Source organism: Streptomyces sp. NPDC007346, assembly GCF_040703535.1.
GTDB lineage: Bacteria > Actinomycetota > Actinomycetes > Streptomycetales > Streptomycetaceae > Streptomyces.
The window spans coordinates 18,789-40,258 of sequence record NZ_JBEYKR010000042.1 but is presented as its reverse complement, the minus strand read 5'-3'; the positions used below and the strand labels follow the sequence as shown (position 1 = coordinate 40,258).

Genomic DNA, 21,470 nt, shown 5'->3' with positions numbered 1-21,470 from the left:
GTCCCCGTTGTACCCCTGTTTTCGATCCCTGCTTTCGACCCTTGCTTTCGCGTTCCGCCCTTCCGTCTCGCACGCCACAGAAGAGAGACCCACCCATGTCCTGGCTGTCCAGATTCAGCCTCGCGCAGCGGGCCCTGATCGGGCTGATCTCGATCGTCGCGCTCGTCTTCGGCGCGATTGCGATCCCGCAGCTCAAGCAACAGCTGCTGCCCACCATCGAACTCCCGATGGTCTCGGTGCTGGCCCCCTACCCGGGTGCGTCCCCCGATGTGGTGGAGAAACAGGTCGTCGAGCCGCTGGAGAACTCCCTCAAGGCCGTCGACGGCGTCGAGGGCATAACCTCCACCGCCAGTGAGGGCAACGCCCTCATCATGGCGACCTTCGACTTCGGCAGCGACGGCACCAAGCAGCTCGTCGCGGACATCCAGCAGGCGGTGAACCGGGCCCGCGCCCAGCTGCCCGCGACCGTCGACCCGCAGGTCATCGCCGGCTCCACGGACGACATCCCGACCGTGGTCCTCGCCGTCACCTCCGACAAGGACCAGCAGGCGCTCGCCGCCCAGCTGGACCGCACGGTCGTCCCCGCCCTCCAGGGCATCGACGGCGTCGGCCAGGTCATGGTGGACGGGGTGCAGGAGCTCCAGGTCTCCGTCGTCCCCGACGACAGGAAGCTCGCCGCGGCCGGCCTGAACGCGGGCTCGCTCGCCCAGGCGCTCCAGGCGGGCGGCGCCACGCTGCCGGCCGGTTCGTTCTCCGAGGCCGGCAAGAGCCGCACCATCCAGGTCGGCGGCGGCTACACCTCGCTGAAGCAGATCGAGGACCTCCAGGTCGTCGCCACGGGCCCGGCGGGCGCCTCGGACGGGCCGGGCAAGCCGGTGCGGGTCGGTGACGTGGCGGAGGTGAAGCAGGAGCCGTCCACCGCGGTCTCCATCACCCGTACCAACGGCCGTCCCAGCCTCGCCGTGATGGCCACGATGGACAAGGACGGCAGCGCCGTCGCCATCTCGGACGCCGTGATGGACAAGCTCCCCGACCTCCGTAAGGACCTCGGCGCCGGCGCCGAGCTGACCGTCGTCTCCGACCAGGGCCCGGCCGTCTCCAAGTCGATCTCCGGTCTCACCACCGAGGGCGCGCTCGGCCTGGTCTTCGCGGTCCTGGTGATCCTGGTCTTCCTCGGCTCGATCCGCTCGACGCTGGTCACCGCCGTCTCCATCCCGCTCTCGGTCGTCCTCGCGCTCATCGTGCTCTGGACCCGCGACCTGTCGCTGAACATGCTCACCCTCGGCGCGCTGACCATCGCGATCGGCCGGGTCGTCGACGACTCGATCGTCGTCCTGGAGAACATCAAGCGGCACCTCGGCTACGGCGAGGAGCGCCACGCGGCGATCATCACCGCGGTCAAGGAGGTGGCCGGAGCGGTCACCTCCGCCACCCTCACCACCGTCGCCGTGTTCCTGCCCATCGGCCTCGTCGGCGGCATGGTCGGCCAGCTCTTCGGCTCGTTCTCGCTGACCGTCACCGCGGCCCTCCTGGCCTCGCTGCTGGTCTCGCTCACGGTGGTGCCGGTCCTGTCGTACTGGTTCCTGCGCGCCCCCAAGGGCACCCCCGAGGACGCGGCGGAGGCCCGCCGCATCGCCGAGGAGAAGGAGGAGGCCAGCAAGCTCCAGCGCCTGTACGTCCCCATCCTGCGCTTCGCCACCCGCCGCCGGGTGACCAGCCTGGTGATCGCCGCCGCGGTGCTGCTGGGCACCTTCGGCATGGTGCCCCTGCTCAAGACCAACTTCTTCGACGCGGGCGAGCAGGAAGTCCTCACCGTCAAGCAGGAACTGGCCCCCGGCACCAGCCTCCAGGCCGCCGACGAGGCGGCCCGCAAGGTCGAGAAGGTCCTCACCGAGGACAAGGGCGTCAAGGACTACCAGGTCACCGTCGGCTCGTCCGGCTTCATGGCGGCCTTCGGCGGCGGGACGGGCGCCAACCAGGCCTCGTACCAGGTCACCCTGAAGGACGCGGCGGACTACGAGGACGCCCAGGACCGTATCGCGGAGGCCCTCGGCAAGCTGGACGCCATCGGGGACACCACCATCACCGCGGGCGACGGCTTCGGCGCCCAGGACCTGAGCGTCGTGGTCAAGGCGTCCGACGGCGACGTCCTGAAGAAGGCCGCCGAGGCGGTCCGTACCGAGGTCGCCACCATCAAGGACGTCACCGACGTCCAGAGCGACCTGGCACAGAGCGTCCCGCGCATCTCGGTCACGCCGAACGACAAGGCGGCCGCCGCCGGATTCGACTCCTCCACCCTCGGCGGGATCGTCGCCGGAGCCGTACGCGGCACCCCGGCCGGCACCGCGACGCTGGACGACACCGAGCGCGACATCGTCATCAGGTCCGCCCGCCCGACGGCCACCATGGCCGAACTGAAGGCCCTGCCGCTCGGCCCGGTCAAGCTCGGCGACATCGCCACGGTCGAACTGGTCCCCGGCCCGGTCTCGATGACCCGCATCGACGGCCAGCGGGCGGCGACCATCAAGGCCAAGCCCGTCGGCGACAACACCGGCGCGATCGGCACCACCCTCGCCTCGAAGATCGACGCGCTGGACCTCCCCGAGGGCGCCACCGCCACCATCGGCGGCGTCACCGAGGACCAGAACGACGCCTTCATGAAGCTCGGCCTCGCCATGCTGGCGGCCATCGCGATCGTCTTCATGCTGCTGGTGGCCACCTTCCGGTCGCTCATCCAGCCGCTGATCCTGCTGGTCTCGGTCCCGTTCGCGGCGACCGGCGCCATCGGCCTGCTGCTCATCACGGGCACCCCGCTGGGCGTCCCCGCGATGATCGGCCTGCTGATGCTCATCGGCATCGTGGTCACCAACGCGATCGTGCTGATCGACCTGATCAACCAGTACCGCGACCGAGGCCTCGGCATCGTCGAAGCCGTCATCGAGGGCGGCCGCCACCGCTTCCGCCCGATCCTGATGACGGCCCTGGCGACCATCTTCGCCCTGCTCCCGATGGCCCTCGGCGTCACCGGCGACGGCGGCTTCATCTCGCAGCCGCTGGGCGTGGTGGTGATCGGCGGCCTCATCAGCTCCACGCTGCTGACGCTGCTGCTGGTCCCGACGCTGTACGCGATCGTCGAACTCCGCAAGGAGCGCCGCGCGAAGAAGAAGGCCGCCAAGCGCGCGGCCAAGGCGGGCGTCCCGGCGCAGCCGGAGCCGGAGGAGACGAAGGAGGCACAGCCCTCGGGCGTGTAGCCGGTCCGGCCGTACGACACAGGGGCCTGTCCCACGCGGGTGCGTGGGACAGGCCCCTTGGGTATTCCGCCTACTTGAGAGAGGTGACGAACGCGTCCCAGGCGGGTGCCTGGATGACGAGTGCGGGTCCGGTGGGGTTTTTGCTGTCGCGTACGGGGACGAGCCCGGGGAAGCCGTCGCTGACCTCCACGCATTCGCCGCCGTTGGTGTTGCTGTAGCTGCTGCTGCGCCAGTGGGCGGTGCTCAGCTCGGGGGAGTGGGTCATGGTCGGTAGCCCTCCATCGCGGTACGAATCCGTTCCGCCGACCCGTCCAGCGTGAGGGAGTTGGCCCGCAGTACGTCGTACTGCCGCCGCCACTTCTTCACCGCGACCGGGTCCTCGTAGAGATGACCGGCCTGGATGCCCTCCTCGTACGCCACCGAAGTGCCATCCGGCAGGGTCAGCAGAGTCAGCGCGCCACCCAGCAGCGAGTGCGGTCCCGCACTGAACGGCATCACCTGAACCTTACTGTTCGGCGTGTCCACCTGCTCCAACAGCGAAGCCAGTTGCTCACGCATACAGTCCGGGCTACCGACCTGCCGCCGCAGCACCGCCTCATCGATGATCGCCCAGCGGAACGGTGGGTTCTCCGACCGCAGCCGCCCCTGGCGGGACATCCGTGCGGTGACGCGTTCCTCGACCTGCTCGGGGCTCAGCTCCTCCTGGCAGCGCAGCAACTCCCGTGCGTACTCCTCCGTCTGCAACAACCCCGGCAGCGCCTGCGCCCCGTACTGCTCTATCACCTCGGCCCGGAACTCGAAGTCCATGTACCGCTTGTACTGGTCCGGATGGATCTCGCGCCGGGCCAGTTCGTACAGCCCATGGAAGTGCTTGCCGGTCCCGAAGGCGATGTCCAGCCGGTCGGGGATGTCCGGCGGCGGCATCAGCTCGGCCGTCTCGATGCGGCCCAGCGTGCTCTTGCTGGAGTTGACGATGCCCGCGAGCTGATTGAGGGAGAGGCCTGCCTGCTCGCGGTGGCGGCGTTGTTCGGAGCCGAAGTAGTGGCGGGCGGAGAGATACGGGGTGAGGGGCTGGGGCTTGAACGTCACGGTGCGTGCCTTTCGTGTGTCCCGTTCCCAAGGCCGGGACAGCGGCGCCCTGTTGGGGAGAGGTTCCCCAGGGCGACGATTGCGGCACACACCGTAACCGCCTTCTCGTGCGGCGCACCAGAGGGCCTTCACCGGAGGTAGCGACCGAGATGATGTTCGACGGCAAGGGCCGGGCCATGCGACTGCTCCCGTGGACCAACGACTTCGGGGCGCCGTGCTGGCTCAGCACGACGGACCCCGACAGCCGTGTCTCCCGGATGGCCGACGAGCTGGAGGACGCGATGATCGCCTCGGCCGAGGAAGTGCTGGCCGAGGCGCGGGAGTTGCTGGCCGATTCCGTGGTGGGGGAGCAGGAGTTGCGGTTCGCGGGAACCCGGCTCGCCGAGTCGCTGGGGGACACCCTGCGGATCGCGGCGAGCCGGGGCGGGCGGCTGGAGAGTGCCGGATGACGGGCGGGCCGGTCGGCCTCAGGCGTTCCCGCCTCGGGCCGGTCGGCCTCAGGCGTTTCCGCCGAGGGCCTGGATGATCCGGTGCCAGGTCTCCCCGTGCGGTTCGGGGTGGCGGAGGCTCAGGGCGACGGTCTCCCTCACCAGGCGGGCGCGGGTCTCCTCGTCGGCCTTGTGGCGGAGTGCGGCCAGGTCGTCCGGGTCGAAGCCCTTGGTCTCGCCCGAGAGCACCAGGGCCACCTGGGCGTGGGTGAGCGAGGAGAGCCGGTCGCGGAAGACCTGGCCCTCGATGCCGCCCCCGTGCATCAGCGCCGTGCCGTCGCCGGCCTCCAACGACCGGTCCACGTAGGCCTGGAGGGCCTCGCGGTCCTCCACCAGACGGTACGCGGCGTCCAGCCCCTCGGCGCGGCCGATGTCGAGCATGGCCACGTGGGCCAGCGGGGTGTCCTCGGGCGGCTCCACGGTCAGCAGGCGCGGGTGCTCCTCCAGGTAGGCGCGTGACTCCGCCCAGTCCGCGCACTCCAGCCACTCCGCCAGCTGGTCCGACAGGATCAGCGGGTCGTAGGCGGCGGTCACCCCGTGGACGAGTACGGCGTCGCGGAGCGTGGCGTGGCGTTGTGCGCCGTGCGGGTCCAGGATCGCCAGCTCGTCCAGGGCCGTCGCCGCCTCCTCGCTGCCCAGCACCTCCGCGTTCCCGGACCAGAAGTCGCGCGAGCGGGGCCAGTTCGGCGTGAACATCCACGCGCTGACGGTGTCCAGGGTCTCCTGCGGCAGGGCGAGCCAGTCCGGTACGGGCGTGAAGGTCTCGTCCTCCCACGCGGTGTGGACCGCCGCGGCGTCACCGTACGAACGCAGCGCCTGCCGGGCCCGTACGGTCACGGTGTCCGGGCTCCCGACCGCCTCCCCGTCCTCGTCCAGCCACGTCACCAGCTCGGCCACCCCGGTCGTGGGCCAGGGCGCGGGGCAGCGCAGCAGGAAGGTGCTCCGCTCCACGCCCAGGCGCCGGGCGGTCGCCGGGTCGGCCGCGGTGAACTCCTTGACGGTCTCCTCGTACTCCTCGATCGCCGCCGCGTGCTCGCCGGTACGGGCGAGAGCCCGGGTCAGGTCGTCGAGCGCGGAGACCAGGGAGGCGGCGGAGGTGCCGGGTGTCTCCAGGGCCAGGGACCGGTGGAGGGCCACCGCTTCCCAGAACGCCTCCACCGCCTCCTGGGCATCGCCGTTCAGCTCCAGGTGGGTGCCGAGCACCTGGAGGGAGCGGGCCAGATCGGGCAGGAAGGCGTCGCCCTGTTCGCGGAGCAGTTCGACGGCCTCCCGCGCCGGGGGCAGGGCCTCCTCCGGGCCGCCGGTCCCGGCCAGGCTCCGGGCGAGGGTGCGCAGGGCGGCGGCGAGGCCCGGACGGAACTCCTCGGGGTCCTCGGCCGCCAGCTCGCGGTGGAGGGCGACGGCCTCCCGCGCCGTCCGGAGGGCCGCCTGGGGGTCCGCGGCCTTGGCGAGGTGGCCGGCCAGGTCGGCGAGGGTCGCGGCCAGTTCCGGGCGGAAGGCGGCGGGTCGCCGCGCGGCCAGGCCGTGGAAGAGGTCGCGTGCCTCCTGGGTCGCCTCCAGCGCCCCGGGGGTGTCGCTCACCACCGCGCGCCGGGTGCCGAGGGCGTGGAGCGCGGCGCCGAGCCGGGGGAGGAAGGCCTCCGGGTCCTCCTCGGCCAGGTGCCGGAGGAGCGTGACCGCCTCCTCCGCGTGGGGCACGGCCTCCACGGTCTCCCCGGAGCCCGCCAGATGCCCGGCGTAGCCCAGCAGGTACTCCGCGAGCGCCGGGACGGAGGCGCCCGGCTGCTCCTCCTCGACCAGCTCGCGCTGGAGCCGTACGGACTGCTTCGCGAACGGTACGGCGGTGGCCCGGTCACCGGTGTCGGCGATCCGGTCGCCCAGGGCCCCCATGGCCTGGGCCAGCTCCGCCTGGAAGTCCCCGGGGCGCTTCATGCCCAGCTCGGCGTAGATCCGCGCGGCCTCCTTCGCCGGGGCCAGGGCCCCTTTCCGGTCCCCGGCCCCGGCACGGAGGGCGGAGAGGTGGCTCAGGGCGGCGGCCAGGGCGGGCAGGCCGGTGGCGGGGTCGCGTTCGGCGGCGCTCCGCCGGCTCCGTACCTCCTCCTCCGCCCGCGGCAGGCCACCCAGGTCGGCCGCGGCCCCTACCCCCGTCCCCCGCGCCTCATCGCCCGCACCCGTCCCACGGTCCTCGTAACTCATGCCCGCCCCACTGTCCTCGCCGTACGTTCCGGTCAGCTGTCCCGCGCGCGTGAATGGCCGCTGCGGTGAGTAGCAGCGTAGTTACGGGGAGGAGGGGGCGGGTGCCGTATGGGGAAGATTCAGCCCGCCGGGAGGGGGAGCCCGCCGGGAGGGGGAGCCTTTCGGCGGCGGAAAGCCCGCCAGCAGCGGAAAGCCCGCCAGCAGCGGAAAGCCCGCCAGCAGCGGAAAGCCCCGGTATGCCGGCCTGCGGCATACCGGGGCTTCCCGGCGGACGACGGCTCCCGCTACGGCAGCGCCAGCATCCGCTCCAGCGCGAGCTTCGCGTACTTCTCCGTCTCCGGGTCGACCTCGATCCGGTTGACCAGCTTGCCCTCGGCCAGCGACTCCAGCGTCCAGACCAGGTGCGGCAGGTCGATGCGGTTCATGGTCGAGCAGAAGCAGACCGTCTTGTCGAGGAAGACGATCTCCTTGTCCTCCGAGGCGAAACGGTTCGCCAGGCGGCGGACCAGGTTCAGCTCCGTGCCGATGGCCCACTTCGAGCCGGCCGGGGCCGCCTCCAGGGCCTTGATGATGTACTCCGTCGAGCCCACGTAGTCCGCTGCCGCCACGACCTCGTGCTTGCACTCCGGGTGCACCAGCACGTTGACCCCGGGGATACGGGCCCGTACGTCCTCGACCGACTCGACCGAGAAGCGGCCGTGGACCGAGCAGTGGCCGCGCCACAGGATCATCTTCGCGTTCCGCAGCTGCTCGGCGGTGAGACCGCCGTTCGGCTTGTGCGGGTTGTACAGGACGCAGTCGTCCAGGCTCATCCCCATGTCCCGCACGGCCGTGTTGCGGCCCAGGTGCTGGTCGGGGAGGAAGAGGACCTTCTCGCCCTGCTCGAAGGCCCACTCCAGGGCCCGCTTCGCGTTGGAGGAGGTGCAGATCGTGCCGCCGTGCCTGCCGGTGAAGGCCTTGATGTCGGCGGAGGAGTTCATGTACGAGACGGGCACCACCTGGTCGGCGACCCCGGCCTCCGTCAGGACGTCCCAGCACTCGGCGACCTGCTCAGCGGTGGCCATGTCGGCCATCGAGCAGCCCGCCGCCAGGTCCGGCAGCACGACCGCCTGGTCGTTCGTGGTCAGGATGTCCGCGGACTCGGCCATGAAGTGGACGCCGCAGAAGACGATGTACTCCGCCTCCGGGCGCGCGGCCGCGTCACGGGCGAGCTTGAACGAGTCGCCGGTGACGTCCGCGAACTGGATGACCTCGTCGCGCTGGTAGTGGTGGCCGAGGACGAAGACCTTGTCCCCGAGCTTCTCCTTCGCCGCACGGGCGCGTGCGACCAGGTCCGGGTCGGAGGGGGAGGGCAGGTCACCGGGGCACTCGACGCCGCGCTCGCTCCTCGGATCGGCCTCGCGGCCGAGCAGCAGCAGCGCGAGGGGTGTCGGCTGTACGTCCAGGGGCTGGGCCGTGGTCACGTCACGCACCCTTTCTTCTCTGCGTTCTGCTCTGCGCTTCGGCGAACGCGCCTTTTCGTCTATTTGACGCTATCTATCATAGCTCCTTCGTGTCACTTTGACGATGCCGATAGCGTCGATGTGACGCATCCCCCGGGCGACCGGGTGTGCGAGCATGAAAAGGAACAGACAAGCGCTTGGCCCGGAATGAATCCGCGGCGCAGGCGGTTGAACCGTCGGCAAGCAGTCCGTACAACCCGGGAGAGAAGCAGATGTCCGTATCGGACGAGACCACCACCGTGAGCGACGGCATCCTCCTGTCCGACGCCGCCGCAGCCAAGGTCAAGGGCCTGCTGGAGCAGGAAGGCCGCGAGGACCTGGCGCTGCGTGTCGCCGTCCAGCCCGGCGGTTGCTCGGGCCTGCGCTATCAGCTCTTCTTCGACGAGCGTTCGCTCGACGGGGACGTCGTCAAGGACTTCGACGGCGTCAAGGTCGTCACCGACCGCATGAGCGCCCCGTACCTGGGCGGCGCCTCCATCGACTTCGTCGACACCATCGAGAAGCAGGGCTTCACGATCGACAACCCGAACGCCACCGGCTCCTGCGCCTGCGGCGACTCGTTCAGCTAGAAGCTGCGAGCACAGACGTACGACGGCGGCCCCGGGATCACCCCGGGGCCGCCGTCGTACATCTGTGCTGCCGCCCGTCTCAGCTGCGCGGCACCGTCGTCCCGCTCGCCGCGTCGATCACCGTCCGGTCGCCCAGCGGCTCGTCCAGCGTCACCGTCCGCTTCAGCTCCTTGGCGATCATGATGCAGGCGCCCTCCTTCTGCGGCTTCTCCGCGATGGAGATCCGCACCTGACCCGCGCTCTCCTCGGCGCTCGCCGTGTACGTGGCGCACACGCTGCCCCAGAAGGTCACCTCAAGGGTCCGGCCGTCCGCCGCGTACGAGGTCGTCTTCCGGTCGCCCGTCGGCGTCGGCGTGGCCGGCCTCTCGACGAACTCCGGCGCCACCGCGATCTGCGTGACCGTGCTCTCCGGCCCGCCCGGCGCCTGGCGGACGTGGAAGAGCCAGGACGGCACGAGGGTCTGCCGCCCGTCGACGTAGCTCAGGGCCAGCCCGAACACCGCCTCCTGGACCGTCTGCGTGACGGGCGCCCGCTTGCCGTTGGACGGCACGCACTGCGGGTCCGAGGGCTTGGGCTCGCCCTCCAGCGGTACGGGAGTGGCGCAGCCGCCGATGTCCCGGCCCCCGTCGCCCCTGGCCCTGCTCGCCTCGTTGAGCTGCTCGAGCGCCGCGCCGGCCCCGATCACCGGATAGGTGTCACCCTTCTCCAGCGCCTTCAGCTGCCCGCTGCCCCCGGCCACCGTGCCGTCCGGGCCGATCTGCACCCCGGTCGACCAGCCGTACGTGGGCAGCCCGTCCACCTTCGGCTCCGCGTTCACCACCCGTACGTCACCCATGAGCTGGCCCGCGTTCAGCGCCGCGTCGTCCTGGCCGACGGCCTTCAGCACCGGCGCGGCGGCGGCCTTCGCGGCCTTCTCGCTCACCGGCTGGCCGTCCGCCTGCGGCGGGCTCTGGTTGGCGCACATCTTCCCCTGCTCGCAGGGCTCGACGGGCGTGGTGCGGGCGAACGTCCAGGTGCCCGGGGCCTGCTTGGTGACCTTCAGGAGCGCGCCGGGCCCGTCCTCGTCGCCGACCACCCAGGACGCGTCCACGGTCCGCGGGGTGCCCGGGATGCCGAGCGCCTTCGCCAGCCGGGCGACCTCCGCCGGGGCGACCGTGCCGGTGGCCCGGTGGACCGCCGCCTCGTCCGGGCCGTCGGGGAGCTGGCCCGCCGCCCGGTAGACCACGGGCGGGCCGCCCGGGTCCGGTTCGCCCGGCGCGATGCCCGGGGGAGAGGCGCTGGAGTCACCGGGCGTGGCCGGGGCCGCCTCGGCGGCGTCCAGGGCCAGCACGGGGGCCGTGTCGCCGGAGGCGCCGCGGCGGTCAGCCGTGCCGCCGTCACCGGAGGCGGTGGAGGCCCAGTAGGCCCCGCCGCCCCCGGCCAGCAGCACTGCTGCCGCCACCGAGGCCACCGCGAGCGGCGGACGTCGCCGCCGGGGGCCGGTCACGTCGTTGTCGGGTCGCTCGGTGCTCACCGGATCGCTCCTTCGACTGCGTTGCCGTCGCGTTCACTGCCGCGTGCCCCCGGGGCGGGGACACCGGTGGGACGGAACGGAGGAGGATGCGGTTCCCGTGCGGCGGCCGACCGGGTGCGGGCACCGTACGGTTCACGCCAAAACCCGGGCGGCCTCGGCCATACCCGTGGGTGAGCCGGCCCTCGGGCCCCGGACCGCTCTCAGTCCCCGTACTCGGACATCGCGTCGATCAGCCGCGCCGACGCGGGCGGCACCGTCACCCCGTGGATCAGGGACGGCTCCACCGGCGCGGCGACGGTCTTCACAGGTGCGGCCCAGTGCGGAGCCATACGAGCGCAGTCCCCGCGCAGCTCGGCCAGGCTCACTTCGGACTCTCGCGATGCGGTGTGGTTCGACATATCCGCACCGTAACCACGGTCACGCTCAGGTAGAAAGCCCTACTATCGGGTAGTTTTCCCTTTTCCCGGCCGGAGAGATCACCCGGTAGCGTGAACTGTCACGCCGTCCCGGAGGGCGCACCTCGGCCCTTCGCCTTCCGCAGGAGAAGCCTCCCCGTGCGTATCGCAGTCACCGGCTCCATCGCCACCGATCACCTCATGACCTTCCCCGGCCGCTTCGCCGACCAGCTGGTCGCGGATCAGCTGCACACGGTCTCCCTCTCCTTCCTGGTCGACAACCTCGATGTGCGCCGGGGTGGTGTCGCCGCCAACATCTGCTTCGGCATGGGGCTGCTCGGCACCCGGCCGATCCTCGTGGGCGCCGCGGGCTCCGACTTCGACGAGTACCGCGCCTGGCTCGACCGGCACGGCGTCGAGACCGGCTCGGTCCGGATCTCCGAGGTCCTGCACACCGCGCGCTTCGTCTGCACCACCGACTCCGACCACAACCAGATCGGCTCCTTCTACACGGGCGCGATGAGCGAGGCCCGCCTCATCGAGCTGAAGAGCGTCGCCGACCGCGTCGGCGGCCTCGACCTCGTCTCGATCGGCGCGGACGACCCGGAGGCGATGCTCCGCCACACCGAGGAGTGCCGCACGCGGGGGATCCCGTTCGCCGCGGACTTCTCGCAGCAGATCGCGCGGATGGACGGCGAGGAGATCCGCATCCTGCTGGACGGCGCCACGTACCTCTTCTCCAACGAGTACGAGAAGGGGCTCATCGAGTCCAAGACCGGCTGGAGCGACGAGGAGATCCTCGCCAAGGTCGGCCACCGGGTCACCACCCTCGGCGCCCGCGGTGTCCGCATCGAGCGGGTCGGCGAGCCGGTCATCGAGGTCGGCTGCCCCGAGGAGGAGGCCAAGGCCGACCCGACCGGCGTCGGCGACGCCTTCCGGGCCGGGTTCCTCTCCGGTCTCGCCTGGGGCGTCGGCCTGGAGCGCGCGGCCCAGGTCGGCTGCATGCTCGCCACCCTGGTCATCGAGACGGTCGGCACCCAGGAGTACACCCTGCACCGCACCCACTTCATGGACCGCTTCACCAAGGCGTACGGCCACGAGGCCGCCGCCGACGTCCGGCAGCACCTGGCGTGATCAGCTGAGCCGGCGGACCACATAGGCCGAGCCCCGGTCCGCCGGCTCCTCGCCCACGTACTCCTGCTCGCGCATCTCGCACCAGGCGGGGATGTCGAGCCGCGCCGCCTCGTCGTCGGCGAGCACCGTCACCGTGGCACCCACCGGTACCCCTCCGATCACCTTTGCGAGCTCGATCACCGGGATCGGGCAGCGCCGGCCGAGCGCGTCGACCACCAGGGACGCGGCCGGGGCGGGGGAGGGCGGCGTGGAGACCGGGGCGCCGAGCCGCTCCCGTACCTCCGCGACGACCCCGGGCAGCACGTCCAGGAACCGCTCCACGTCCGCCTCCGCCGCCCCCCTCGGCAGCGACACCCGGACGTTCCCCTCCGACAGCACGCCCATCGCCTTGAGCACATGGCTCGGCTCCAGCGTGCTGCTCGTGCAGGACGAACCGGACGATACGGAGAATTCATACCGGTCCAGCTCGTGCAGCAGGGTCTCCCCGTCGACATAGAGACAGGAGAAGGTGACCAGATGCGGCAGCCGCCGCTCCGGATCGCCGACCACCTCCACATCGGCCACCCGCTCCGCCACGACCGACCGGATCCGGCCGACCAGCGCCCGCAGCCGCACCGCCTCGGCCGCCGCCTCGTCCCGTACCGCGCGCAGCGAGGCCGCCGCCGCCACGATCGCCGGCAGGTTCTCGAACCCCGGAGCCCGGCCCGACTCCCGCTCCCCGGCCGGGCCTTGCGGGGCGAACCGCACCCCCTTGCGTACCGCCAGCAGCCCCACCCCGGCCGGCCCGCCCCACTTGTGCGCGCTCGCCGTCAGCAGCGACCAGCCGCCCGCCACCGGCCCCCACCCCAGCGACTGGGCGGCGTCCACCAGCAGCGGCACCCCCGCCTCGGCGCAGAGCCCGGCCACCCGCTCCACCGGCTGCTCGGTGCCCACCTCGTGGTTGGCCGACTGGAGGCAGGCCAGCGCGGTGTCGGGGCGCAGCGCCGCGGCGTACGCCGCCGGGTCCACCGCCCCCGACCGCTCCACCGGCACCTCGGTGAACGATCCGCCCGCCGCCTCGTGGGCCGCCGCCGCATGGAGGACCGAGGAGTGCTCGACCGCCGAGAGGGCCAGATGGCGGCCGACACGCCGACGCCCCGAAAGAGCTCCGGCCATTCCCGCGTGCACCGCGCCCGTCCCCGAAGAGGTGAAGACCAGCTCGTCCGGGCGGCACCCGACCGCCTCCGCGGCGGCCTCCCGGGCGGCGTCCAGCAGCAGCCGGGCGCGCCGCCCCTCGCGGTACAGACGGGCGGGATCGGCCCAGCCCTCGTCGAGCGCGGCAAGCAGCGCCTGGCGGGCGACGGGGTGCAGGGGGGCGGCGGAGGCGGCGTCGAAGTAGGGCACGCCGCCACGCTAGCCCGCCCCGGCCCCGCCCCGGCGGCGGCTGCCGGGTCCGGCCGGGAGAGAGGGCGTCAGTTGGGCGCCGGAGGCCCGGATTCCACCCCTTCGGGGAGTCGGGCGGCGCGTTGGGCACCCTCCCCGCGCGACCCCAAATAGCGTCCAGTAGGGTTTGGTCCGCATAAACATCCAAACCCCTGCCCGCGACAGGGACGGCGACCGGCCAGAGAGACGGGCGCGCCGACCGTGCGGGCGAGACTCTCGGGAAGGCGCTACGTGAGTCCCAACGGCTCCGACCGCTCGTCGCGGCGCCCGATGCGGCGGAAGCTGCCGCAGGTGCTGACTGCGGGCCTGGTCCTGGCGACGGCCTCCGGTTGTTCATACAACTGGGAAAATTTTCCCCGCCTCGGTATGCCCACCCCGGTAACGGAAGAGGCCCCTCGGATCCTCTCCCTCTGGCAAGGCTCGTGGGCGGCAGCGCTCGTCACGGGCGTTCTTGTCTGGGGGCTGATCCTCTGGAGCGTCTTCTTCCACCGGCGTAGCCGGACCAAGGTGGAGGTACCTCCGCAGACCAGGTACAACATGCCCATCGAGGCGTTGTACACAGTGGTTCCCCTCATCATCGTCTCGGTGCTCTTCTACTTCACCGCGCGTGATGAGTCGAAGCTCCTCGAGCTCTCCGACGAACCGGCCCACACCGTCAACGTGGTCGGCTACCAGTGGAGCTGGGGCTTCAACTACATCGAGAAGGTGGAAGGCCAGCCCGCAGCGGGCAACGAGGTCCCCAAGGAGCTCGCGGCCATCCCCGACAAGTTCCAGAAGGACTTCCCGAAGGACGCCACCGGCGTCTACGACGCGGGCATCCCCGGCACCCGTAACCCCCAGAACGGCAACCCGGGTCCGACCCTGTGGCTGCCGAAGGGGGAGAAGGTCCGCTTCATCCTCACGTCACGTGACGTCATCCACTCGTTCTGGGTGGTGCCGTTCCTCATGAAGCAGGACGTCATCCCGGGCCACACCAACGTCTTCGAGGTCACTCCCAACCGGGAGGGCACCTTCATGGGCAAGTGCGCCGAGCTCTGCGGCGTCGACCACTCCCGGATGCTCTTCAACGTCAAGGTCGTCTCCCCGGAGCGTTACCAGCAGCACCTCAAGGAGCTGGCTGAGAAGGGTCAGACGGGCTACATGCCGGCAGGCATCGAGCAGACGGACCCGGCCAGGAATGCGGAGAAGAACCAACTGTGAGCATCCTCAACGAACCTCAGGGTGCCGCTCCAGCAGACGACTCGTACGAGGACGAGCTGCCGGTTCGGCGCAAGCAGCCGGGTAATGTCGTCGTCAAGTGGCTGACCACCACTGACCACAAGACGATCGGCACGCTCTACCTGGTCACGTCGTTCGCGTTCTTCTGCATCGGCGGACTCATGGCGCTCTTCATGCGCGCCGAGCTGGCCCGTCCCGGCACGCAGATCATGTCGAACGAGCAGTTCAACCAGGCGTTCACGATGCACGGCACGATCATGCTGCTGATGTTCGCGACGCCGCTGTTCGCCGGATTCGCGAACTGGATCATGCCGCTCCAGATCGGCGCGCCCGACGTGGCGTTCCCGCGGCTGAACATGTTCGCCTACTGGCTGTACCTCTTCGGCTCGCTCATCGCGGTGGCCGGCTTCCTCACCCCGCAGGGCGCCGCCGACTTCGGGTGGTTCGCCTACGCGCCGCTGAACGACACGGTCCGTTCGCCGGGCATCGGCGCCGACATGTGGATCATGGGTCTGGCCTTCTCCGGCTTCGGCACGATCCTCGGCTCGGTCAACTTCATCACCACGATCATCTGCATGCGCGCACCCGGCATGACGATGTTCCGCATGCCGATCTTCACCTGGAACGTCCTGCTGACCGGTGTCCTGGTCCTGCTGGCCTTCCCCGTTCTCGCCGCCGCGCTCTTCGCGCTGGAGGCGGATCGGAAATTCGGCGCACATATCTTCGATGCTTCCAACGGCGGCGCGTTGTTGTGGCAACACCTCTTCTGGTTCTTCGGACACCCAGAGGTGTACATCATCGCCCTGCCGTTCTTCGGCATCGTTTCCGAGGTCATCCCCGTGTTCAGCCGCAAGCCGATGTTCGGCTACATCGGTCTGATCGCGGCGACGATCGCCATCGCCGGTCTCTCGGTGACGGTCTGGGCGCACCACATGTACGTGACGGGCGGCGTGCTGTTGCCGTTCTTCTCGTTCATGACGTTCCTCATCGCGGTGCCGACAGGTGTGAAGTTCTTCAACTGGATCGGCACGATGTGGAAGGGGTCGTTGTCCTTCGAGACACCGATGCTCTGGTCCATCGGCTTCCTGATCACCTTCCTGTTCGGTGGCCTGACCGGCGTCATCCTGGCCTCGCCCCCGATGGACTTCCACGTCTCGGACTCGTACTTCGTCGTCGCGCACTTCCACTACGTCGTCTTCGGCACCGTGGTCTTCGCGATGTTCGCCGGGTTCCACTTCTGGTGGCCGAAGTTCACCGGCAAGATGCTGGACGAGCGGCTCGGGAAGATCACCTTCTGGACGCTGTTCGTGGGCTTCCACGGCACGTTCCTGGTGCAGCACTGGCTCGGTGCCGAGGGAATGCCGCGTCGCTACGCGGACTACCTCGCCGCCGACGGATTCACGGCGCTGAACACGGTCTCGACCATCGCCTCCTTCGTGCTCGGCCTGTCGATGCTGCCGTTCTTCTACAACGTCTGGAAGACCGCCAAGTACGGCAAGAAGATCGAGGTCGACGACCCCTGGGGTTACGGCCGTTCGCTGGAGTGGGCGACCTCCTGCCCGCCCCCGCGGCACAACTTCCTCACCCTGCCGCGGATCCGCTCCGAATCCCCGGCGTTCGACCTGCACCACCCTTCGTTGCGGGCGATCGACGAGGCCGCCAACCGGCCGGACGCCTCCGCAGTCGTGGCCCCGGGGGACAGCCAGGAGTGAGCGCGGTCCGTCCCGGTCCGCAGAGCCCGACGAGAGGAGGAGGCGTGAACCCCGACAAGGACAGCGCCCGCGGCCTGGCCCAGCTGGAGGGCTACCTGCTGTGGAACGCCGAGATCGAGAGGGCGCGCGCGCAGGCACGCCGCCTCACCGACCAGCTGCCCTGGCTCACCACCGCCCAGCGCGAGGACCTGGAGCGCGTCTATCTCACCGAACGGGTCGCCGTCTCCCGCGAGTCGCTCACCCGCGTCCGCGACCGGGCGGCCGAACTGCGCGGGGAGTACACCGCGCGCTACGAACGGCTCCGGGCCCGCTGCGTCGCCCTCTCGGTCATGGCGGTGTCCACGGTCACCGGCATCGGTACGTCACTGACACTGCTCCTGCGCTGAGCCACCGTGACCCGGCGCGGCCCCGGACGGCCCGGGTCACGGCCGCTCCGGCCACTTCCGTACGGCGCGGAACGGTGGCCGGCGGGATCGGCAGCGAGGCCCGCGTGACCGCGCCGCCCGTCGTCCCCGGCGAGGGCCCCCGCCCGACGGGCCGTCACACCAGCACACCGGGGCGTGCGGACGCCCGGTGCGCCTCCTCAAGGGCGGCCAGCTGCTCCCGGATCCGTTGGGCGTGCGACGGTGGCAGCGCGGCGCCCCCGTCGTGGAGGTGCACCGCACAGGCCGTCGTCGTGTCCACGAGACGCTCCACAGCACCGGCCACCTCCTCGAAACCGGCCGTGCGCCCCGCGACCGGCGGGAGTTCGGCCGCCGAGAGATCCAGCGCGGCCCGCGCCACCCCGAGCGAACGGTAGGCGTCCCGGCGCAGCACCTCCCGTCCCGCACCGTCCTGAGGATGGGCGAGCACGTGCCGCAGATACCGGTGCGCCGCCGCCACCGCCGTGTCCACCGCCTCCCGCACCCGGTGGCCGCGCTGGCCGGGCAGCGGCAGATGCCCCACCAGCACCACGATCGCGCAGGCCGTCAACGACTCCACGACCCGGCCCCACGCGGCTTGCGGCTCCCCCGACAGCACGACGAGGGAGAGCACGAGCACCGTGACGACCGCCGTCTGGGCCGCGAAGTGCCGGGTGGCGAGGGGGATCAGCGCCCCGCACACGGCGACGGCCGCGACGGCGGGCAGCGGGCCGGCCACCAGCGCGAAGAACCCGGCGAAGACGGCGGCGCCCACGACCGTCCCCGCGGCCCGGCTCAGCACGCGGGAGACGAGCGGCCCCAGGTCCGGCTTGACCAGGAAGACCGCCGTCGCGGGCATCCAGTACCAGTGCCCGTGGTCCAGGCCGAGCGCCACCGCCGCACTGACCGCGCAGCACAGAGCCACCCGGAACCCGTACTCACGCCCCGCCGGACCGAAGGCCCCGCGCAGCAGCGGGAGGAGCCCCGGCCGCCCGCGCGCGGTCCGCAACGCCTGCCCGGCCCGGCGGTCGAAGGCCTCCGCGGCCGCCAGCAGGGCGTCGTCCAGCGCGCGGAGCCCCGCACCGGAGCGCACCGGCGCGGGCAGCGGCCCGCAGGCACTGCCCGTACGCACCGCGTGGGCCAGGCGCAGCGGCCCCTCCGCGACCCGGCCGGGCAACGGCTCCCCGGCCCAGGCGAGCGCCGTCGCCGCCTCGGCCAGTGGCAGTGCCGCCGCGTACCGGGCGTGCAGCCGCCGCTCCGCCGCCGAACTCGCGTACTGCCGCAGCCGGGGCCCGGACAACGCGTCCTGCGCCCGGTCGAGCGCGGCCGTGAGCGCTGCCCGGCGGGCCGGCGCCCGCGTACCGCCCGCCGCGCGCAGCAGCCCGGCGACCGCCGTGTACACCCCGGCGACCGCCTCGCGCTCGCCGTCGTAGCGGTACGGGCCGCCGCCGGTCGGCCGCCGCGAGGGCACCACCAGCAACAGGAACAGCGCCCATGCCGCCCCCGCCAGGAACAGCAGCGCCCGCTCCCCGCCGGGCTCCGGCAGCGGCATCCCGGCCCCGATCACGGCCGAGACCAGCAACTGCGTACCGCAGGCCGAAGCGACCGGGCCCGTCGAACTGAGGGCCCCCGCCAGCAGTCCCAGCGCACCGAGCAGCACCGGCAGCACGAACATCGCCGCCCCCGGCGGACCGACCGCCGGCAGGAGCGAGCCGATCAGCAGTCCGGCAGCGCCCGCGAGCGCGGGGACCCCCACCCGGGACACGGACGAACGACGTCCGCCCGGCCGGTCGTTGATCCCGGCGAACATCGCCCCCAGCGCCGCCGGAACACCTGCCGTCGGCCGGTCGGCGAGCACCGCGAGGAGCAGCGGGAGCATGGCGAGCGCCCCGCGCAGCACCGCACCACCGTGGACCGGGCCGCGCTGGGTCCGCAGCACGTGGCCGAGCCAGAGCGGCAGCGGCCGGACGGCGAAGGGGAAAACGGGTGACACCACCGGGCTCCAGTCCACAGGGGAGGGGGATCCGCCGGGGGACACCATCGGCCTGGGCGCTGATGCCAGTCTGGACCACCGAGGTGGAGGTGGCGCTTCCGCCGCATTTCCATCACGTGAAAGATCACCACGTGCGGGAGAAGGGCGCCGCGTCCTCAGCAAGGGGCGCCGCGTCCTCATAAGGGGACGCCGCGTCCTTACGGAAGGGCGCCGCGTCCCCCTGGAGGATCACGCCCATCGCTCAGCGGGCCCCGAACTTCTGCGTCCACACAGGTCCCCCGCCGGAGTCCTGCTTCCCTATGCCCATCTCCTTGAAGGAGCAGTTCAGGATGTTCGCCCGGTGCCCCGGACTGTTCATCCACGCCTGCATCACATCGGCCGGTGTCCGCTGCCCCTTGGCGATGTTCTCGCCGTAGGTGCTCCACCGGTATCCGGCCGCGGTGATCCGGGCGCCCGGGTCGGTGCCGTCCGGGGAGGTGTGCGAGAAGTAGTCCCGGGACGCCATGTCGGCGGAGTGCCGCTGCGCCGCCGTCGCCAGCAGGTCGTTGGAGGTCACCGGAGCGCAACCCTCCTTCGCCCGCTCGGCGTTGACGATCTGGAGGACCTGGCCGCTCTCCGACGCCGGGGGCGCGGGCGCGGGTGCGGGCGGCGGCGGGGGCTTGGGGGCCGGGGCGGCCGTGCTCGGCGCGGGGGGCCGTGCGCTCTTCGTCGGTGAGGGCTTGGGCTCGGTCGAAGGGCTCGCGGAGGGCGAGGCACTGGCCGAGGGGGAGGCGGAGGAGGCCGAGGGGGACGGCGAAGGGGTCGTCGGCGTGGGGGAGGGGGAGGGCGAGGACGCGGCTGCCGTGGGGAGGGCCGCACTCTCGGTCGGAACCCCAGCGCTCAGGGTCGTCGCGTCCCGGTCCTCGCCGTCGGTGTAGAGGTGCACGGCCGCGCCGCCCGTACCCAGCGCCGCGACGGCGACCACGGCGGCGATGGCCGAGTTGCGGCGCCGCCGCCGTACCTGACCGCGCCTGCGCTCGGCCCGCCCGGCCCCGGCGGCGGAGGGGACGGTGAGGTGCGCGGCCGTGGTCAGCAGCTCCGGGGCCACCGCCCCGCCCGCCGCCCCGGCCACCGGGACCAGCGCGAGACCGACCAGCAGGCCCTCCGCGGGCACGAGCCCCGAGCCGTGGCCCGAGCAGACGGTGCACTCGCGGGCGTGGCGGGCCAGCCGCTTGCGCCACAGGGCGGACGGCACCCCGTCCCAGCCGGCGAGGATGTCCTCCAGCAGCACGCACGGCGGGTCGGCCGCCAGCGCGCCCACCACGACCCGGGCCGCCTCCAGCTGAGCCTTCATCCGCTGGACGCGTACGGCTGTGTGCTGGAGGGAGAGTTCCAGGGCCGCCGCGACCTCGGCACGCGAGAGCTGCCCCGCCGTCTCCAGCCACCACAGCGACAACAGCGCGCGGTCGTCCTCGTCGAGCCACCGTGTCGCCTCCGCCACCTGGCGCCGCTGTCCGGTCAGCCCGAGCCGCAGAATGGTCAGCTCGACGAAGTCGGCGCGCGGATCGGCCAGGTCGAACGTGTCGTCCAGCCGGTCGGCGGACACCGCCCCCGACCGGCCCTCGCGCCAGTGCCTGCGTATCTCGTTCATGGCTATCGCCACCAGCCAGGACCGGAATCTCTCCGGATCACGGAGCTCGGGCAGGCTGCGCAGCATGCGCAGCACCGTCTCCTGCACCACGTCGTCCACGTCCGCGTGCCCGTTCAACGCCCGGCCGACGACGTTGTAGAGCAACGGCAGATACGACGCTACGAGCCGGTCCTTGGCCTCCTGGTCGCCCTTCCGCGCCGCCGCGACCAGGGCCGTCCCGTGATCCTTGCCCATGCTGTGCTCACTCTTCCGGGGTCCGGTGCTGTCACTTCCCACACTCGGGAGATGCGGTGCGGGCCGGACGATAACAAGAATCCGACGACCATCCCGGAAATCTTCCGGGGCCCCGCTCGCCCCGGGCGGGCCCACGGAAACGCACCCGGTCCGTGCCACGGGTGGGACCCGCGGCACGGACCGGGTGTGCGGACAGGGCCGGCAAGTCACCGGCGGCGGTTCAGGAGCGCGGCGATCCGTCCTGGCCGCGATCCGTGCCGAACTGCTGCCTGAGCTTGTCCTGGGCGGAGTCGACCTGGCCGCTGTACTTGCCCTTGGTCCGGTCGTCGACCATGTCTCCGGCCTTGTCGATGCCCTTGCCCGCCTTGTCCTCGTGGCCCTTGAGCATCTTCTTGATCTTGTCCAGTGCGGACATGCCTGATCCTCCTCGCCTCTGCGCCCCCACCCATCAAGGGTCACCGCCCCCGGCCCGGACCGCATCTCCGCACCGCCCGGCCCGCATCTCCGCACCGCCCGGACGCGCGCCCGGACCTCGGCCGCGTGGCGCCGGGGAAGGTGTGCCGGGGGCGGGGAAGTGTGAACGCGCGCCGACTGGGCAGATACCGGTCACCTGGAGGAGGTGGTGGCCATGGGCCGCATCCGCATCGTTGTCCGTCGACCCGCGCCCCCGTCCGGACCGCCCCCGCTCGACCTGCGGACCCCCTCCGGCCGGCCGCTGCCCTA

General features: G+C 71.7%; 17 protein-coding genes. 7 read left to right on the top strand and 10 right to left on the bottom strand.

From position 1 onward, the window contains the following. The first annotated feature begins 95 nt into the window (after nt 1-95). Entirely contained in the window at nt 96-3,251 is a 3,156-nt protein-coding gene (locus AB0917_RS13940; RefSeq protein WP_366819744.1) for an efflux RND transporter permease subunit, read from the top strand. A 70-nt stretch (nt 3,252-3,321) separates the two neighbouring features. Here AB0917_RS13940 and AB0917_RS13935 read toward each other — a convergent pair whose 3' ends face one another. Then, the gene (locus AB0917_RS13935; protein WP_366819743.1) at nt 3,322-3,516 is read right to left on the bottom strand and encodes a DUF397 domain-containing protein; all 195 of its coding nucleotides are present in this window, start codon (nt 3,514-3,516) and stop codon (nt 3,322-3,324) included. Further along, nucleotides 3,513-4,340, bottom strand: a complete 828-nt coding sequence (locus AB0917_RS13930) for a helix-turn-helix transcriptional regulator (protein WP_366819742.1) — start codon at nt 4,338-4,340, stop codon at nt 3,513-3,515. Before AB0917_RS13930 ends, AB0917_RS13935 begins: the two co-directional genes overlap by 4 nt. A gap of 149 nt (nt 4,341-4,489) precedes the next feature. Here AB0917_RS13930 and AB0917_RS13925 point away from each other — a divergent pair, with 149 nt between their 5' ends. Continuing rightward, nucleotides 4,490-4,789, top strand: a complete 300-nt coding sequence (locus AB0917_RS13925; protein ID WP_366819754.1) for a hypothetical protein — start codon at nt 4,490-4,492, stop codon at nt 4,787-4,789. Nucleotides 4,790-4,837: 48 nt separating this feature from the next. Here AB0917_RS13925 and AB0917_RS13920 read toward each other — a convergent pair whose 3' ends face one another. Further along, complete coding sequence (locus AB0917_RS13920; RefSeq protein ID WP_366819741.1) at nt 4,838-7,024, bottom strand: tetratricopeptide repeat protein; 2,187 nt, start codon at nt 7,022-7,024, stop codon at nt 4,838-4,840. 284 nt (nt 7,025-7,308) lie between these two features. Continuing rightward, nucleotides 7,309-8,496 carry a quinolinate synthase NadA gene (gene nadA / locus AB0917_RS13915; protein WP_366819740.1) on the bottom strand — a complete coding sequence of 396 codons (1,188 nt, stop codon included), beginning with the start codon at nt 8,494-8,496 and terminating at the stop codon, nt 7,309-7,311. Nucleotides 8,497-8,738: 242 nt separating this feature from the next. Here nadA and AB0917_RS13910 point away from each other — a divergent pair, with 242 nt between their 5' ends. Continuing rightward, entirely contained in the window at nt 8,739-9,095 is a 357-nt protein-coding gene (locus tag AB0917_RS13910; RefSeq protein ID WP_003969624.1) for an iron-sulfur cluster assembly accessory protein, read from the top strand. A 79-nt stretch (nt 9,096-9,174) separates the two neighbouring features. Here the strand turns inward: AB0917_RS13910 and AB0917_RS13905 are convergent, their stop codons facing one another. Together AB0917_RS13905 and AB0917_RS13900 are read right to left on the bottom strand one after the other, a co-directional pair. Then, nucleotides 9,175-10,608, bottom strand: coding sequence for a hypothetical protein (locus AB0917_RS13905; protein WP_366819739.1), 1,434 nt, complete (start codon nt 10,606-10,608; stop codon nt 9,175-9,177). A gap of 200 nt (nt 10,609-10,808) precedes the next feature. Then, nucleotides 10,809-11,006, bottom strand: a complete 198-nt coding sequence (locus AB0917_RS13900; protein WP_366819738.1) for a hypothetical protein — start codon at nt 11,004-11,006, stop codon at nt 10,809-10,811. 156 nt (nt 11,007-11,162) lie between these two features. Between AB0917_RS13900 and AB0917_RS13895 the strand changes: the two genes are divergently transcribed. Next, entirely contained in the window at nt 11,163-12,137 is a 975-nt protein-coding gene (locus AB0917_RS13895) for a carbohydrate kinase family protein (protein ID WP_366819737.1), read from the top strand. Here AB0917_RS13895 and AB0917_RS13890 read toward each other — a convergent pair whose 3' ends face one another. Beyond that, nucleotides 12,138-13,520: an aminotransferase class V-fold PLP-dependent enzyme gene (locus AB0917_RS13890; protein WP_366819736.1), complete on the bottom strand. Its 1,383-nt coding sequence runs from the start codon at nt 13,518-13,520 to the stop codon at nt 12,138-12,140. Between the two features lie 270 nt (nt 13,521-13,790). Here AB0917_RS13890 and coxB point away from each other — a divergent pair, with 270 nt between their 5' ends. The 3 genes from coxB to AB0917_RS13875 are packed head-to-tail and all read left to right on the top strand — an operon-like array spanning nt 13,791 to nt 16,875. Beyond that, nucleotides 13,791-14,759, top strand: a complete 969-nt coding sequence (gene coxB, locus AB0917_RS13885; RefSeq protein WP_366819735.1) for a cytochrome c oxidase subunit II — start codon at nt 13,791-13,793, stop codon at nt 14,757-14,759. Beyond that, complete coding sequence (ctaD, locus tag AB0917_RS13880) at nt 14,756-16,489, top strand: cytochrome c oxidase subunit I (protein ID WP_366819734.1); 1,734 nt, start codon at nt 14,756-14,758, stop codon at nt 16,487-16,489. Before coxB ends, ctaD begins: the two co-directional genes overlap by 4 nt. 44 nt (nt 16,490-16,533) lie before the next feature. Then, nucleotides 16,534-16,875 (top strand): hypothetical protein, encoded by a 342-nt coding sequence (locus tag AB0917_RS13875; protein WP_366819733.1) that lies wholly within the window; start codon nt 16,534-16,536, stop codon nt 16,873-16,875. Between the two features lie 154 nt (nt 16,876-17,029). Here AB0917_RS13875 and AB0917_RS13870 read toward each other — a convergent pair whose 3' ends face one another. The 3 genes from AB0917_RS13870 to AB0917_RS13860 form a co-directional block, all read right to left on the bottom strand. Then, nucleotides 17,030-18,769: an FUSC family protein gene (locus AB0917_RS13870; RefSeq protein WP_366819753.1), complete on the bottom strand. Its 1,740-nt coding sequence runs from the start codon at nt 18,767-18,769 to the stop codon at nt 17,030-17,032. Nucleotides 18,770-19,124: 355 nt separating this feature from the next. Beyond that, nucleotides 19,125-20,747, bottom strand: a complete 1,623-nt coding sequence (locus AB0917_RS13865; RefSeq protein WP_366819732.1) for a sigma-70 family RNA polymerase sigma factor — start codon at nt 20,745-20,747, stop codon at nt 19,125-19,127. Nucleotides 20,748-20,967: 220 nt separating this feature from the next. Next, entirely contained in the window at nt 20,968-21,162 is a 195-nt protein-coding gene (locus AB0917_RS13860) for an antitoxin (protein ID WP_366819731.1), read from the bottom strand. Nucleotides 21,163-21,470 lie beyond the last annotated feature (308 nt).

Bases quoted from the DNA above. Each gene is read 5' to 3' on its own strand.
- AB0917_RS13940 (WP_366819744.1), top strand. From the start codon at position 96: ATGTCCTGGCTGTCCAGATTCAGCCTCGCGCAGCGGGCCCTGATCGGG.
- AB0917_RS13935 (WP_366819743.1), bottom strand. From the start codon at position 3,516: ATGACCCACTCCCCCGAGCTGAGCACCGCCCACTGGCGCAGCAGCAGC.
- AB0917_RS13925 (WP_366819754.1), top strand. From the start codon at position 4,490: ATGATGTTCGACGGCAAGGGCCGGGCCATGCGACTGCTCCCGTGGACC.
- AB0917_RS13920 (WP_366819741.1), bottom strand. From the start codon at position 7,024: ATGAGTTACGAGGACCGTGGGACGGGTGCGGGCGATGAGGCGCGGGGG.
- AB0917_RS13910 (WP_003969624.1), top strand. From the start codon at position 8,739: ATGTCCGTATCGGACGAGACCACCACCGTGAGCGACGGCATCCTCCTG.
- AB0917_RS13900 (WP_366819738.1), bottom strand. From the start codon at position 11,006: ATGTCGAACCACACCGCATCGCGAGAGTCCGAAGTGAGCCTGGCCGAG.
- AB0917_RS13870 (WP_366819753.1), bottom strand. From the start codon at position 18,769: ATGCTCCCGCTGCTCCTCGCGGTGCTCGCCGACCGGCCGACGGCAGGT.
- AB0917_RS13865 (WP_366819732.1), bottom strand. From the start codon at position 20,747: ATGGGCAAGGATCACGGGACGGCCCTGGTCGCGGCGGCGCGGAAGGGC.
- AB0917_RS13860 (WP_366819731.1), bottom strand. From the start codon at position 21,162: ATGTCCGCACTGGACAAGATCAAGAAGATGCTCAAGGGCCACGAGGAC.